This is a genomic window from Kitasatospora sp. GP82 (assembly GCF_029892105.1).
Lineage (GTDB): Bacteria > Actinomycetota > Actinomycetes > Streptomycetales > Streptomycetaceae > Kitasatospora.
Genome location: NZ_JARZAJ010000001.1, coordinates 34,817 through 48,676, shown reverse-complemented (window position 1 = coordinate 48,676; position 13,860 = coordinate 34,817). Strand labels below are relative to the sequence as shown.

The window sequence follows — 13,860 nt, the reverse complement described above, 5'->3', positions numbered from 1 at the left end:
TGCCGGGGCCCCGTTGGAGGGCCTACTGGCTGACGACGTACCCCGCGTCGCTCAGCTCGCTGACCACCAGGGTGCAGTGCTCGGGGCCCTTGGTCTCCAGATGCAGATCGACCTCGACCTCGGTCAGGCCGAGCCTGGGGTCGATCCGCACATGCGCCACGTCCAGCACATTGGCGTCCACCTGGGTCAGCACCGCCAGCAGGTCCGCCAGCGAGCCCGGCTTGTCGGCCAGGCGGACCCGCAGCGAGAGATAGCGGCCGGCCGCCGCCAGGCCGTGCCTGAGCACCCGCTGCATCAGCTGCGGGTCGATGTTGCCGCCGGAGAGCACCGCGACCACCGGGCCCTGGAAGCTCTCCGGCTGTTCGAGCAGCGCCGCGATCGGGCTCGCGCCCGCCGGTTCGACCACCAGCTTCAGTCGTTCGAGGCTCAGCAGCAGGGCCCGCGAGAGCGAGTCCTCGGAGACCGTACGGACGCCGTCCGCCAGGGTGTTGACCACCTCGAAGGGGATGTCGCCGGGGCGGCCGACCATGATCCCGTCGGCCATGGTGCCGAAGTGGTCCAGCGAGACGGGCCGACCGGCCGCCAGCGAGGGCGGATACGCGGCGGCGGCCGCCGCCTGGACGCCGATCACCTGCACATCGGGGCGGAGCGGCTTCACCGCCGCCGCGATCCCGGCGATCAGCCCGCCACCGCCCACCCCGACCAGGATGGTGCGCACCTCGGGGCACTGCTCCAGAATCTCCAGGCCGACCGTGGCCTGCCCGGTGATGATGTCCCAGTGGTCGAAGGGGTGGATGAAGACCGCGCCGGTCGCCTCCGAGTAGCGCTGCGCGGCCTGGAGCGCCTCGTCCACGGTGCTGCCGTGCAGCCGCACCTCGGCCCCGTAGTCCCGGGTGGCGGCGACCTTGGGCAGCGGGGCGGCGACCGGCATGAAGACGGTGGAACGCACCCCAAGCAGCGAGGCCGCCAGCGCCACACCCTGCGCGTGGTTGCCCGCGCTGGCCGCCACCACGCCGCCCGCGCGCTGCACCGGGGAGAGGCCGGCGATCCGCACATACGCGCCGCGCAGCTTGAACGAGCCGGTGCGCTGAAGGTTCTCGCACTTGAGGTACACCGGGGAGCCGATCAGCGCGGAGAGGTGGCGGCTGCTCTCCATCGGGGTGACCCGGGCGACCCCGGCGAGCATCTTCTGCGCGCCCCGGACATCGTCCAGGGTGATCGGCCAACTCTGCATGCGGCCAGCGTACGGCCGCCGGGCGCGCCCACGGGGCTCACGAGGCGCACGAAGCCGGCCAACCAGGCACCAGCCAGGGGCGGGGGGCTCTGCTTGATCAACTGCGTGCGCGACCAGCCCTCTACGAAGGTGCATGGTTTCTCGCGCGCGCCGTTGATCAAGCAGAGCCCCGCGCCCCCAACGGTTGCCCGATCGCGCGGAAATGCCTCGGGCCTCGGGAGGTTGCCCGATCGCGCGGATCCGCCCCGCCTATCGGGAGGTTCCGGAGGGAAGGGGCTCAGCCCAGGGCCTGCTGGAGGTCGGCCAGCAGGTCGTCGATCGACTCGATGCCGACCGAGACGCGGACCAGGTCGCCCGGCACCTCGAGGGCGGAACCCACCACCGAGGCGTGGGTCATCCGGCCCGGGTGCTCGATCAGCGACTCCACACCGCCCAGCGACTCGCCGAGGGTGAACAGCTGCGCCCGGTTGCAGACCTCGACCGCCGCCTCCTCGCCGCCGGCGACACGGAACGACACCATGCCGCCGAACGCCTTCATCTGCTTGGCGGCGATGTCGTGGCCCGGGTGCTCGGCCAGGCCCGGGTAAAGGACCTGAGAGACCTTCGGGTGACGGGTCAGCAGCTCGGCGACCTTCTCGGCGTTGGAGCTGTGCCGGTCCATCCGGACACCCAGGGTCTTGATTCCGCGCAGCACCAGCCAGGCGTCGAACGGCCCGGAGACCGCGCCCATCGCGTTCTGGTGGTAGGCCAGTTCCTCGCCCAGGCCCGCCTCGGCCGCGACCAGCGCGCCGCCGACCACGTCCGAGTGGCCGCCCATGTACTTGGTGGTCGAGTGCACCACCACGTCCGCGCCGAGCGCGATCGGCTGCTGAAGGTACGAGCTGGCGAAGGTGTTGTCCACCACCAGCAGGGCGCCCGCGCCGTGCGCGATCTCGGCCAGCGCGGCCAGATCGGCGATACCGAGCAGCGGGTTGGACGGCGTCTCCACCCACACCGCACGGGTGTTGGGCCGCAGCGCCTCCCGCACGGTGGCGACGTCCTGCATGTTGGCGACGGAGAACTCCACGCCCCAGCGGGACAGCACCTTGGCGAACAGGCGGAAGGTGCCGCCGTACGCGTCGTTGGGGATGACGATGTGGTCGCCCGGCTTGAGTACGGTGCGCAGCAGGGTGTCCTCGGCGGCGAGGCCGGAGGCGAAGGCCAGGCCGCGACGGCCGCCCTCCAGCGCGGCAAGGCACTCCTCGAGCGCGGTACGGGTCGGGTTGGCGGAACGGCTGTACTCGTAGCCGCCGCGGAGGCCGCCGACGCCGTCCTGCTTGTAGGTGGACACCTGGTAGATCGGCGTGACGACGGCCCCGGTCTGGGGGTCTGCTTCCTGACCCGCGTGGATGGCAAGGGTCTCGAAGCCCTGGAGAGGCTGGTGCTCGGTCATGCCCACGAGCCTAGTCCGCCGACGGTGCCGAGCATGGCAAACCGGTCGGGAAAGCATCCGGGCTCCGACTGCCTGTCAGGCCGGGCCCTCGGCGGTCGCTACGACCTCCACACTCCGCACACATGTTCGCCGGAGCGCGGTGGCGACTGCGAGGTGGCCCCGAGGGGCCGAGGCCGCCGAGGACGACGCCCGGCTGATCGCCCGGCGGCCGGTTCGACCCGCCCGACCCGGTGGGCGGAATCCAGGGCGGGCGGCAGACGTTGCACTGGGCGCCACCCGCTCGCCCCGACCATCGGCCGCCCTCCGGTGCCGGGGCCCTGGAGCCACCTGGAGCAGACCTTGCTGTTCAACCGCCACAAGAGCGCCCTCGTCACCCCCGAGCAGTCCCTGCCCGGTCGGGACACCCCGCCGTTCACCCTCACCGACCTGCACACCGTGCTCGGCACGCCGCTCACCGGCCCGTACCCGGCCGGGCTGGAGATCGCCGACTTCGGCCTCGGCTGCTTCTGGGGTGCCGAGCGCAAGTTCTGGCAGCTGCCCGGCGTCTGGACCACCCTGGTCGGCTACCAGGGCGGTCACACCGCCAACCCGACGTACGAAGAGGTGTGCTCCGGTCTCACCGCCCACACCGAGGTCGTCCGGGTCGTCTTCGACCCCGCCCTGATCTCGTACGAGACCTTGCTGAAGACCTTCTGGGAGGCCCACGACCCCACCCAGGGCTTCCGCCAGGGCAACGACCACGGCACCCAGTACCGCTCCGCCGTCTACACCCACTCCCCCGCCCAGCTCGCCGCCGCCCAGGCCGGCCGGGATGCTTTCCAGCCCGCCCTCACCGCCCTCGGCCTCGGCCCCATCACCACCGAAATCCTCCCGGCCGGCCCCTTCTACCCGGCCGAGCCCTACCACCAGCAGTACCTCTCCGACGCCAAGAACCCGGGCGGCTACTGCGGCCTCGGCGGCACCGGGGCCACCTGCCCGATCGGCGTCGCCCGGACGGACGGCTGAGAGCGGGTCGTTCCCGCTGTCCCGCCGCGAGGGGTGCTGCGGGGCCGTCGGCCCGAGCGGGCGTCAGCCTCAGCTGTCGATCATGTCCTTGAGGTCCTGGTAGCCGAGGCCGTTCTCGGCCATGAGGCGGATGGTGTCCTCTGAGACGTTGCCCGCCTTGGCGAGTTCCGCGACCTGAGCGTCGGTCAGCTTCGCCGCCGAGGTGCCGGAGGCGCCACTGCCGGTGCCGCCCGCGCCACCGGTGACGCCGGAGCCGTGACCACCGAGGCCCGCCCCGAGGCCGGTTCCAGCGTCGGCCCCGAGGCCGGTGCCGGCCGACGTCATGGCGGCCATGGCGCCCTTGAAGTCGGCCGCGGTGAACTCGGTGGCGCCGGTGGGCGCCTGGGCGGCGGTGGCGTCCTTGCTGAAGGCGAGCTTCACCGGCAGGTGGACGTCGGGACCGGCCTTCTCCTCCAGCTGGGCGAAGTCGAAGGTGGCCGAGGACAGTTCCTTGTCCTTGAGGTACAGGTCGAGGGCCACCTTGCGGTCCGGGACGCCCTTCGGGGCGGCGGTCGGCAGACCGGCCAGGGTGGGAATGTCCTTGGAGAGCGGCTTGAACGCCTTCAGCAGGTCCTCGAACAGGCCGCGGGCGGGCGCGGAGACCACGATCCGGTCGGCCCCGTCCTTGGTGCCCTTGTCCTCGAAGCTCAGGTCGCGGGAGAGGACGTCCGTGACGGACTTGCCCAGCTCCTGCACGGCCTTGGCGTCCGGCGTGGGGGCCGCGGAGGGCACGGCACCGCCCCGGCCCGCACCGGCCTGCTTGCCGATCTCCTGCATCGCCTTCGGGTCGAAGGAGATCCACTTGCCCGCGAGGACGTCCTTGACGGCCTTCGCACCGGCGGGGAGGCTGTCGGCGAACTCGTGGACCGGCGCCGGGTCCTGGCCGGCCAGCTTGAGGAGGCCCTCGGCGTCGATCCTCGCGTACGTCTTGGCATTGGCCTGGCGCACGTCCGCGTAGACCTTGCCGTCCTTACCGGCCAGGGTGTACGAGAAGTTGAACGCCGGGTCGGTGGACAGCGAGTTGTAGTCGCCCGAGCCCTTGGCCTTCTTGAAGGAGTCGAGGTCCTTCAGCGGCTTGTCGGCGCTGAACGACACCGCGAGGGTCAGGCCGGTGAGCGCCTCGGCGCTCTTCTGGTCCATCGGCTTATCGGAGGCCGTCGCCTTGTCGAAGGCGAGGACCTGCGCCGGGGTGGCGTCGATGGACAGCTCGACCTTCAGCGACTTGCCATCACCCAGCCTGTCGAACGCAGTTGAGACCTTGTCGGCCGCACTGAGCTCCTTGACGGTGCCGCAGGCGGCCAGGCCGGCGGCGAGAACGACGGTGCAGGCGATGGAGGCGAGGGCGGCGCGGCCGACTCCTCGACGGGCGGTGTTGATGGGAATCTCCCCTGTCGAACCTGGCCCTTCACCGCTGCGGATCCGCTTGGTGAGGGCGTACGAAACCGCCTACACATAAGCACAGATCTCACATACAGTCATACAATTATTGTTTCAATATGTCTTCTTGACGCTGCGCATGAAGCAGCCGAAGCAGCATCCGCCTCCGCCGGTCGTACAGGCGCAGCGCCCGAGGCGGGCAGGGGGGCACCTCCCGGCCGAAGGCTGGGGGCGCGTCGCGGCCGTAGAGCCGGTAGCCGGCGGGTGTGCGGTCGGTCGGCGGCACCACTCCCGCATCGGGCCAGAACCGGATGGTCTTGACCGGTATCCCGGTCAGCCGGGACAGCTCCCCGATGGTATGGAGGGCGTCGCCTTCCATGTCCGCCACCTTGGAGCCTCCCGTCACTGGGGACTCAAGCCTACGAGCGGAGGAATCCCTCAGGGCAGGGGTGAGCCTTCAGGGGCGCGGGGCTCTGCTTGGTTACCCCTTGCTCCGAGAGGTTCCCCTGCGGGGCTAGATCGCGCTGCCGGCCTTCCAGTCGGCCCAGGACATGCTCCAGCAGTTCAGGCCGTTGGACGGATCGACCGCCTTGTCACCGGAGTTGACGACCTCGACCACGTCGCCGACCATCGAGCTCTTGAAGAACCTCGCGCCGTTGGTACCCGGGTCGCCGGCGCCCTTGACGTCGCGCAGGGCTATGCAGCCGTGGCTGGTGTTGGACCTGCCGAAGGCGGAGGCGGGCGACCAGTAGTTGCCGTGGATGAAGGTGCCCGAGGTGGTCAGGCGCTGGGCGTGCGGCACGTCCGGGATGTTGTACTCGTCGCCGAGGCCGACGGTGGCGGAGTCCATCCTGGTCTGCTGGTACTGCTCGGAGATGACCAGCTTGCCCGCCCAGGTCCGGTGCTCGGGGGAGCCGCCGATGATCGGGTAGGTGGCGGTGACCACACCGTCGGTGGTGACGGTGAGGGTCCCGGCGCGGAGGTCGGCGATGCTGGTCTGACTGCGGCCGACGGTGAAGCTCACGTCCCTGGACTGGGTGCCGTAGACGCCCTTCGCGCCCTCGACGTCCTTGAGCCGCAGCTTGAGGGTGACGGTGCTGCCCTTGGTCCAGTACTTCTCGGGGCGGAAGTCCAGGCGGGTACTGGAGAACCAGTGGCCGACGACCTCCACGCCCGAGTCGGTGGTGACGGTGATGGCCTGCTGAACGGCCGTGCGGTCGGTGACCGGCTTGTTGAAGCGGATGGTGACCGGCATTCCGACGCCGACGGTCGAGCCGTCCTCGGGCGAGAAGTAGCCGACGAGGGTGTTGGCGGGAGTGGCGGTGGCGAAGCCGGTGCTGGAGTCCGCCTCCAGCTTGTCGCCGTCGGTGGCGACCGCTGCGACCGTGTACCCGGTACCGCTGCTGAGCTGCCCGGTGGATATCCAGCTGGTGCCGTCGGCGGCCAGCCGGCCGGGTATCTGCCTGCCGGTGGAGTCGGCGAGCCTGACCGAGCCGAGCGTGCCGTCGGTCACGGTGACCTTGACGGGTTGGCCGAAGGCGGCATCCGTGGTGCCGTCGGCCGGGGAGACGGTGATCTTCGCGGCAGAGGTCTTCGGGGTGGGCGTGGCCCCGCCACCACCGCTGCCGGACGAGCCGGAAGCGCCGGAGCCGGCGGACCCGGCGGACCCGGCGGACCCGGCGGAGCTGCCGCCGCAGGCGGCCACCAGCACGACCGGGGCGCCGAGGAGCCCGGCGAGTACGCCGCGACGGCTCCAGGTGCCAGGGGTGGGGTGCTGCTGCTCGTCCCGTGCCGTCGTCACTTCGCGATCTCCCTCTTCGACGGGCGTTACAGTCCCAAACCATGCAATCCGGGACGAAACGGTTCCGTCGCTAAATGGCTGAGATCGTACGAGAGTACTTAAGAGTTGGTGAAAAAGGACAAAACCGCCTGTCCCGAAACATCCGGGACAGGCGGTGCGTGGCTTCCGGGCCGAGGGCCGGGCCGGGGATCAGTCGACCTGGTACTCGTCCCAGGTCTCTTCCTGCGGGTCGAAGTCGGTCCGGGCGGACTCCCAGGTGGCGGAGGTCAGCTCGACCCCGGGGACGTCGCCGAGCAGGGCGACCGGGTCGATGAAGTGGGCGAGCGAGCCGGACGGGTCCAGCTCGATGGCCTCGACGGACTGGGCGCGCTCCTCGTCGTCGAGGTACTCGTCGCCCTCGACCTGGGTCAGTGCGGCGGACTTCAGGGCCTGCTCGTCGGTGATCTCGGCGATGAGCTCGATGGTGAGGCGAACGTAGCGGGGGGCGTCCTGCTCCGGCAGGTCTGTGCTGGTCATACGTGCGAGCGTAGGCGAGCCGGACCGCAGGGAGGAAACGGTGAGGGCCGGTCCACTGAACGTGGACCGGCCCGACCGCTCTCCGCCCGGCTCCCCCACCCGGGAGCCGCGGAGACGCGCCTTGCGGCGCGTTGGGTACCGCAGGAGCCGCCGCACCCTGTCGATCGACCCCGGCCGGACGGCCGGGGACGAACAGGGGCGGGACGACGGCAGCCCCTACGAGGGGCCCCTCCAGCCCGTGACCGGGACGGAGGGCAGGACACGGTGGGCCGGGTCAGGGCCGACCGACGTGTCCGGGCGACCGCAGTACCGGGGAGCCGCTCCCGGCCTCTGCTGTCACCTTGCTCGGCGTCTTGCCGTTGACCCCTACGATGCCCGACGCTTGTTAACCCTGTGCTGCGGTGACGTGACGCCGGTGTACCACTTCGCGCGGAGACGAAGTCTCACCCGGTCGGCGGAGCACGCCGGCTGACGCCGATTCAGCAGCCGGCCGGCTCAGCCCCTCCGGTCTCAGTGAGCGCCCCGGCCGGCGAGGAAGGCCAGCAGGTCCTGGCCGGTGACGATGCCCTGCGGCTTGCCCTCGACCAGCACCACGGCGGCGTCCGACTTCTCCAGGACGGACATCAGGCTGGTCACCGTCTCGCCCGAACCGACCACCGGCAGCGGCTTGGACATGACCTTGTCCAGGGTGTCGGTGAGCTGGACGCCCCCGGTGAACAGCCCCTCCAGCAGCTCACGCTCGGCCACCGATCCGATGACCTCGCCGGCCATGATGTCCGGGTGGCCGGCGCCCGGCGAGACCACCGGCATCTGCGAGACGCCGAAGTCGCGCAGCACCCGGACCGCCTCCTCGACCGTCTCGTTGGGGTGCATGTGGACGAACTGCGGGATGCCCTCGTGCTCGATGGCGTCCTTGCGGGCCAGCACCTCGCCGATGTGCGCCTCGTCGGTCCCGGACGGCAGGAAGCCGTAGTCGGCCATCCAGTCGTCGTTGAAGATCTTCGAGAGGTAGCCGCGGCCGCCGTCCGGCAGCAGCACCACGACGATGTCGTCCGGGCCGAGCCGCTTGGCGACCTCCAGTGCGGCCACCACGGCCATCCCGCAGGAGCCGCCGACCAGCAGGCCCTCCTCCTTGGCCAGGCGGCGGGTCATCTGGAAGGAGTCCTTGTCGGACACCGCGACGATCTCGTCGGCCACCTCGCGGTCGTAGGCGGTCGGCCAGAAGTCCTCGCCGACACCCTCGACCAGGTACGGACGGCCGGTGCCGCCCGAGTACACCGAGCCCTCGGGGTCGGCGCCCACGACCTTCACCTTGCCGCCGGAGGCGTCCTTCAGGTAGCGGCCGGTGCCGGAGATGGTGCCGCCGGTGCCGACGCCAGCGACGAAGTGGGTGATCTTCCCGTCGGTCTGCTCCCACAGCTCCGGGCCGGTGGAGTGGTAGTGCGACGCCGGGTTCTCCGGGTTGGAGTACTGGTCCGGCTTCCAGGCGTTGGGGGTCTCGCGGACCAGGCGGTCGGAGACGTTGTAGTAGGAGTCCGGGTGCTCGGGCGCGACGGCGGTCGGACAGACCACCACCTCGGCGCCGTAGGCCCGCAGCGTGTTGATCTTGTCGGTGGAGACCTTGTCAGGGCAGACGAAGATGCACTTGTAGCCCTTCTGCTGGGCCACGATCGCCAGACCGACGCCGGTGTTGCCGGAGGTCGGCTCCACGATGGTGCCACCGGGCTTGAGCGCGCCGGACGCCTCGGCGGCCTCGATCATGCGCATCGCGATGCGATCCTTGACCGAACCACCGGGGTTGAAGTACTCGACCTTCGCCAGCACGGTCGCGCTGATGCCCTCGGTGACCTTGTTGAGCTTCACCAGAGGCGTGTTGCCGACCAGCTCGATGATCGAATTGTGGTACCGCACGGGGGTCCTCCCGGTAAATGCGATGCGGGTGTTGTTCGGTAGTCCCAAGCCTATGGCCCCGGATGGCCGATGCCCGCCGATAGCGCGCGACTTCGGCGGGTACCAGGGAGACAGAGGCAGGAGCAGCAGGACACGGAGGGGGCCGGGGTGGCAGGGTCGCAGGAGTCGAGGGCCCGGGTGGCACGGCGGATTGCCACGGCGGCGGCGTACGGCGGGGGCGGGCTCGGACTGCTCGGGGTGGGGCTGGTGGGGCTGCTGCTCACCGAGAGCAAACTGGCCGTACGCGCGGTGGGTCTGCTGGAGGGCAAGCCACCCAGGGCCGACGGGGTGTACGGGGCGGCCTTCGCCGATCCGCTGGCGACCGAGCCGCCGATGGTGCTGGCCTTCCTCGGCGATTCGACGGCGGCCGGGCTCGGGGTGACCAGAGGGCACGAGACCCCGGGCGCACTGCTGGCGGCCGGGCTCGCCTCGGTGGCCGAGCGCCGGGTACGGCTGCTGAACGTCGCCAAGTCGGGCGCCCGCTCGACGGACCTGGCCCGGCAGGTGGAACTCGCCCTGCCGTACCGGCCGACCGCGGCCGTGATCATCATCGGCGCCAATGACGTCACCAGGCACAGCCCGGCCGCCCAGTCGGTACGCCAGCTCGGCGAGGCGGTGGCGGCCCTGCGGGCGAGCGGCTGCGCGGTGGTGGTCGGCACCTGCCCCGACCTGGGGACGATCAAGCCGGTCCGACCGCCGCTGCGCTGGGTGGCCCGGCGGCTGAGCCGCCAGCTGGCCGCCGCTCAGACCATCGCGGTGGTGGAGAACGGCGGCCGTACCGTCTCGCTCGGTTCGCTGCTCGGCCCAGAGTTCGCGGCCCGCCCCGAGATGTTCGCCGCCGACCGCTACCACCCGTCCGCCCAGGGGTACGCGACGGCGGCGATGGCCGTACTGCCCTCGCTCTGCGCCGCACTGGGCCTCTGGCCGGACGAGACGAGGCCCGACAGCAGGGGCGGGTCGGTGCTGCCGGTGGCGGTGGCGGCGGCCACGGCCGCCGGGCACTCCGGCACCGAGGTGGCGGCGGCCGAGAGCAGCAGCGGCCCGGGGCAGGACATCGGACGGCGCTGGGCACTGGTCATGCACCGGCTGCGGCTCGGTCTGCCGGGAGCCGGGCAGCCGGGCGGTCCCGCACCGGCGGAGGCCGGTCCGGCGTCGGCCAACTCACACACGGGCACGGGTGACGTGTGGGCTACTTAACGGTAACTTTCCTCCCGAGCGTCCCACTTGGCACAGTCACGCCCCGAGGTGGACGCTCGACAACACCAGGGTCACCCAGCGAGGAGCCACCATGCCCGAAGCCGTCATCGTCAGCGCCGCCCGTTCGCCGATCGGCCGGGCCTTCAAGGGCTCGCTCAAGGACGTCCGCCCCGACGACCTCACCGCACAGATCATCGGCGCCGCACTCGCCAAGGTGCCCGAGCTGGACCCGCGCCAGATCGACGACCTGATGCTCGGCTGCGGCCTGCCCGGCGGCGAGCAGGGCCACAACCTGGCCCGGATCATCGCCGTCCAGATGGGCATGGACTACCTGCCCGGCGCCACCATCACCCGCTACTGCTCCTCCTCGCTGCAGACCACCCGGATGGCACTGCACGCGATCAAGGCGGGCGAGGGCGACGTCTTCATCTCGGCCGGTGTCGAGACCGTCTCGCGCAGCATCAAGGGCTCCTCGGACGGGATGCCGGACACCCAGAACCCGCTCTTCGCCGAGGCGGTGGCCCGCACCGCGCACCGCGCCGAGGTGGGCGGCGGCGAGTGGCACGACCCGCGCGAGGACGGGCTGATCCCGGACGCGTACATCGCCATGGGCCAGACCGCCGAGAACCTGGCCGCGCTCAAGGGCATCACCCGGGCCGACCAGGACGAGTTCGGCGTCCGCTCGCAGAACCTCGCCGAGGCCGCGATCAAGGCGGGCTTCTGGCAGCGCGAGATCACCCCGGTCACCACCCCCGACGGCACCGTGGTCAGCACCGACGACGGCCCGCGCGCCGGAGTCACGCTGGAGGGCGTCTCCGGCCTGAAGCCGGTGTTCCGCCCGGACGGCACCGTCACGGCCGGCAACTGCTGCCCGCTCAACGACGGCGCCGCCGCCCTGGTGATCATGTCCGACACCAAGGCCCGCGAGCTGGGCATCACCCCGCTCGCCCGGGTGGTCTCCACCGGGGTCAGCGCGCTCTCCCCCGAGATCATGGGCTACGGCCCGGTCGAGGCGTCCAAGCAGGCCCTCAAGCGGGCCGGGTTGAGCATCGGCGACATCGACCTGGTGGAGATCAACGAGGCCTTCGCGGCCCAGGTCATCCCCTCCTACCGGGACTTGGGCGTCGACCTGGACCGGCTGAACGTCAACGGCGGCGCGATCGCCGTCGGCCACCCCTTCGGCATGACCGGCGCCCGGATCACCACCACGCTGATCAACTCCCTGCAGTGGCACGACAAGCAGTTCGGCCTGGAGACCATGTGCGTCGGCGGCGGCCAGGGCATGGCGATGGTCATCGAGCGGCTGAGCTGAGCCGAAGGGCACACCGCACCCGTCAACCCCCCATTCGGGGGTGACACAGGGTGATTGAGGGCCGGATCACATCACGACCGTGATCCGGCCCTCGTTTTCTGCCCGGAGTGGCGTTTTGCGAACACCGCGAAATCGGTCAACTCCGCAGCGTATAACGGGTTCGGCTAACAATTTGAGGACAAGGAGGTAAGTCACAGACAAATCCGGCATCTGCCCCTGCAGTAACAGCGCCCCATACGGCAGTGTGGACGTGTAACCCCGTTCCACTCCTCGCTAGGAGTACGTTCCGTGAGCGCCGTCGACACCATTCTGCTGCTGATCCTGATCGCCGTGTGTACCGCCGTCCTGCTCCACGTACGTGGCCTCTCGCGCCGCCTGGACGAGCAGCGGACGGCCGCAAACTCCCCTTCCCCGACCGTCGTTGACGAAGCCGTCATACGCCGCGCGGTGGCCGAGGCGCTGGCTGCGGACCGGGAGCGGGAGATCGCCGAGGCACGCGCGTTCTGGGCCGAGCAGGAGGCCAGGGCGGCCGAGGACGCACCGCTCTTCGACTCCCCGTTCACCAGTGCCGGGTTGAGCCCCGTCGAGGAGTGGCCGCTCTTCTTCCCCCGCCCGACAGGGCCGCAGGACGCGGTCGACAACGCGGGCGTCATGGACCCCGGGTTCGGCGAGGCGCTGCGCTCCGCCCTTGAGGACCTCATCAACGAGGACCTCGGCGGCGGCGAGGGCGCGGCGGCCGGCAGCGGCCGGCCCGGAACGGACGGCGGCGCCAGGAGCGGTTCGGGGCACCCCGTGCACGGCGGCGGTGCCGAGACCTCCGGCGAGGCTCGCGCCCGCCGTGAGGCCGACCTGCTCGCCACCGGTCTGGAGTCCGGTCTGCTGGACGGCGAGCCGGTGGCCGCCCCCGATCCGCGGCGCCACCCCTCGCACCCCGACTTCGTGCCCAGCCAGACCCCGTCCCGCGAGTGGACCGACACCAAGCTGACCGCCCTGGCCGAGGACGGCGTCGCCCTCACCGACGTCCGTCCCGGACCGCTCGGCACCCTGGACGTGTACGCCTTCGCCGACGGCACCACGCTCTGCGTGGCCCCCGGCGACCGCGAGGCCGCCTACCGCCTGATCGACGCCGTCCGGGCCGGCGAGGACGTCCGACTCCTCGGCGGCTCACGCTTCTCGGGCTCGTACTCGCTGACCTTCTCCACCAACGAGGAGGCCGTCTACGTCCTGGCCGACCGAGTGGTCGCCAGCATCTGACCCTTTCAGGGGCGCGGGGAACTGCGCGGCCTCTCGCGGGGCGCAAGCGGCTGGTCTTCAAGGGGCGCGGGGAACTGCGCGAATCGGCAGGGGACCGGCCGCACCCTGAAGTCCGTCGGCAAGTGGCACCTCGGGAGCGCCAGTTCGGACGGTGCAGCTTGCTCCCGCAGGGCCGGTGCGGCACCGTCTCTCCCGTTTTCGCGCAGTTCCCCGCGCCCCTAAAAACAGCAGGTACGCGCGCGCCGCTCAAAACAACGGGTGCCCGCGCCCCTTTGCGCGATGGCTCAGGCGATCAGGGCGGTGGTGGCGCGGACCGCGGCGATGGCCTCGGCGAGGTGCGGTTCGTCGGCCACTGCGGCGAGTTCGTGCCCGGCGACGGTGAGTTGGTCGCCGACCGCGAACGGGCCCACGTCCGGGAACTCGTGCGGCGGTTGACCGGCCAGGGCCAGCGCGGTGGTGGCCAACTGCCGGGCCAGCGCCAGCCCCGCGGCGGCCCGCGAAGGATGACCGGGCACCGCGCCGTCCAGGCGGCTCTGCGGCATCGAGCGGAGGCGATCCGCCAGGTGGTTCACGGCGTCCAGCAGGGCGCTCGGGTCGGTGGGGCTCAGTGGTTCAGCAGGCATGCGCCCGAGGCTATCTCCCGTACGTGCCGGGGCCCTCGCCGCAGGGACGCGCCACGGGCCCCGGAGCACCGCTCCGAGGCCCGTGAAGTGGCAGCCTGCCGCCTGGTCTTCAGGCGTCGC

The 13,860-nt window shown here is 71.2% G+C and carries 11 protein-coding genes and 1 pseudogene; 4 read left to right on the top strand and 8 right to left on the bottom strand.

The annotated features are described in order from the left end of the window. Window positions 1-22 precede the first annotated feature (22 nt). Window positions 23-1,234 (bottom strand): threonine ammonia-lyase, encoded by a 1,212-nt coding sequence (gene ilvA / locus P3T39_RS00190; protein ID WP_280695135.1) that lies wholly within the window; start codon window positions 1,232-1,234, stop codon window positions 23-25. A gap of 277 nt (window positions 1,235-1,511) precedes the next feature. Beyond that, entirely contained in the window at window positions 1,512-2,666 is a 1,155-nt protein-coding gene (locus P3T39_RS00185) for a cystathionine gamma-synthase (RefSeq protein WP_280695134.1), read from the bottom strand. A 339-nt stretch (window positions 2,667-3,005) separates the two neighbouring features. Here P3T39_RS00185 and msrA point away from each other — a divergent pair, with 339 nt between their 5' ends. Then, window positions 3,006-3,671 (top strand): peptide-methionine (S)-S-oxide reductase MsrA, encoded by a 666-nt coding sequence (gene msrA, locus P3T39_RS00180; RefSeq protein WP_280695133.1) that lies wholly within the window; start codon window positions 3,006-3,008, stop codon window positions 3,669-3,671. Between the two features lie 69 nt (window positions 3,672-3,740). Here msrA and P3T39_RS00175 read toward each other — a convergent pair whose 3' ends face one another. The 5 genes and pseudogenes from P3T39_RS00175 to P3T39_RS00155 form a co-directional block, all read right to left on the bottom strand. Beyond that, window positions 3,741-4,850 carry a hypothetical protein gene (locus tag P3T39_RS00175; RefSeq protein WP_280695132.1) on the bottom strand — a complete coding sequence of 370 codons (1,110 nt, stop codon included), beginning with the start codon at window positions 4,848-4,850 and terminating at the stop codon, window positions 3,741-3,743. Window positions 4,851-5,319: 469 nt separating this feature from the next. After that, window positions 5,320-5,466, bottom strand: a pseudogene (locus P3T39_RS00170) (MerR family DNA-binding transcriptional regulator); the annotation flags it as partial. Between the two features lie 135 nt (window positions 5,467-5,601). Further along, the gene (locus tag P3T39_RS00165; protein WP_280695131.1) at window positions 5,602-6,888 is read right to left on the bottom strand and encodes an Ig-like domain-containing protein; all 1,287 of its coding nucleotides are present in this window, start codon (window positions 6,886-6,888) and stop codon (window positions 5,602-5,604) included. A 189-nt stretch (window positions 6,889-7,077) separates the two neighbouring features. Next, a complete protein-coding gene (locus P3T39_RS00160; protein ID WP_280695130.1) occupies window positions 7,078-7,404 on the bottom strand; it encodes a hypothetical protein in 327 nt (108 codons plus the stop codon). 510 nt (window positions 7,405-7,914) lie between these two features. Next, the gene (locus P3T39_RS00155) at window positions 7,915-9,315 is read right to left on the bottom strand and encodes a cystathionine beta-synthase (protein ID WP_280695129.1); all 1,401 of its coding nucleotides are present in this window, start codon (window positions 9,313-9,315) and stop codon (window positions 7,915-7,917) included. A gap of 177 nt (window positions 9,316-9,492) precedes the next feature. Between P3T39_RS00155 and P3T39_RS00150 the strand changes: the two genes are divergently transcribed. The 3 genes from P3T39_RS00150 (at window position 9,493) to P3T39_RS00140 (ending at window position 13,117) form a co-directional block, all read left to right on the top strand. Then, a complete protein-coding gene (locus P3T39_RS00150; protein WP_280695128.1) occupies window positions 9,493-10,551 on the top strand; it encodes an SGNH/GDSL hydrolase family protein in 1,059 nt (352 codons plus the stop codon). A 91-nt stretch (window positions 10,552-10,642) separates the two neighbouring features. Beyond that, window positions 10,643-11,863 (top strand): acetyl-CoA C-acetyltransferase, encoded by a 1,221-nt coding sequence (locus P3T39_RS00145; protein WP_280695127.1) that lies wholly within the window; start codon window positions 10,643-10,645, stop codon window positions 11,861-11,863. A gap of 288 nt (window positions 11,864-12,151) precedes the next feature. Further along, a complete protein-coding gene (locus P3T39_RS00140; RefSeq protein ID WP_280695126.1) occupies window positions 12,152-13,117 on the top strand; it encodes a hypothetical protein in 966 nt (321 codons plus the stop codon). Window positions 13,118-13,401: 284 nt separating this feature from the next. Here the strand turns inward: P3T39_RS00140 and P3T39_RS00135 are convergent, their stop codons facing one another. Beyond that, the gene (locus P3T39_RS00135) at window positions 13,402-13,740 is read right to left on the bottom strand and encodes a hypothetical protein (protein WP_280695125.1); all 339 of its coding nucleotides are present in this window, start codon (window positions 13,738-13,740) and stop codon (window positions 13,402-13,404) included. Window positions 13,741-13,860: the final 120 nt, after the last annotated feature.

Coding starts and splice junctions, on each gene's coding strand:
- ilvA (WP_280695135.1), bottom strand. CDS start 1,234: ATGCAGAGTTGGCCGATCACCCTGGACGATGTCCGGGGCGCGCAGAAG.
- P3T39_RS00185 (WP_280695134.1), bottom strand. CDS start 2,666: ATGACCGAGCACCAGCCTCTCCAGGGCTTCGAGACCCTTGCCATCCAC.
- P3T39_RS00175 (WP_280695132.1), bottom strand. CDS start 4,850: ATGGACCAGAAGAGCGCCGAGGCGCTCACCGGCCTGACCCTCGCGGTG.
- P3T39_RS00160 (WP_280695130.1), bottom strand. CDS start 7,404: ATGACCAGCACAGACCTGCCGGAGCAGGACGCCCCCCGCTACGTTCGC.
- P3T39_RS00145 (WP_280695127.1), top strand. CDS start 10,643: ATGCCCGAAGCCGTCATCGTCAGCGCCGCCCGTTCGCCGATCGGCCGG.
- P3T39_RS00135 (WP_280695125.1), bottom strand. CDS start 13,740: ATGCCTGCTGAACCACTGAGCCCCACCGACCCGAGCGCCCTGCTGGAC.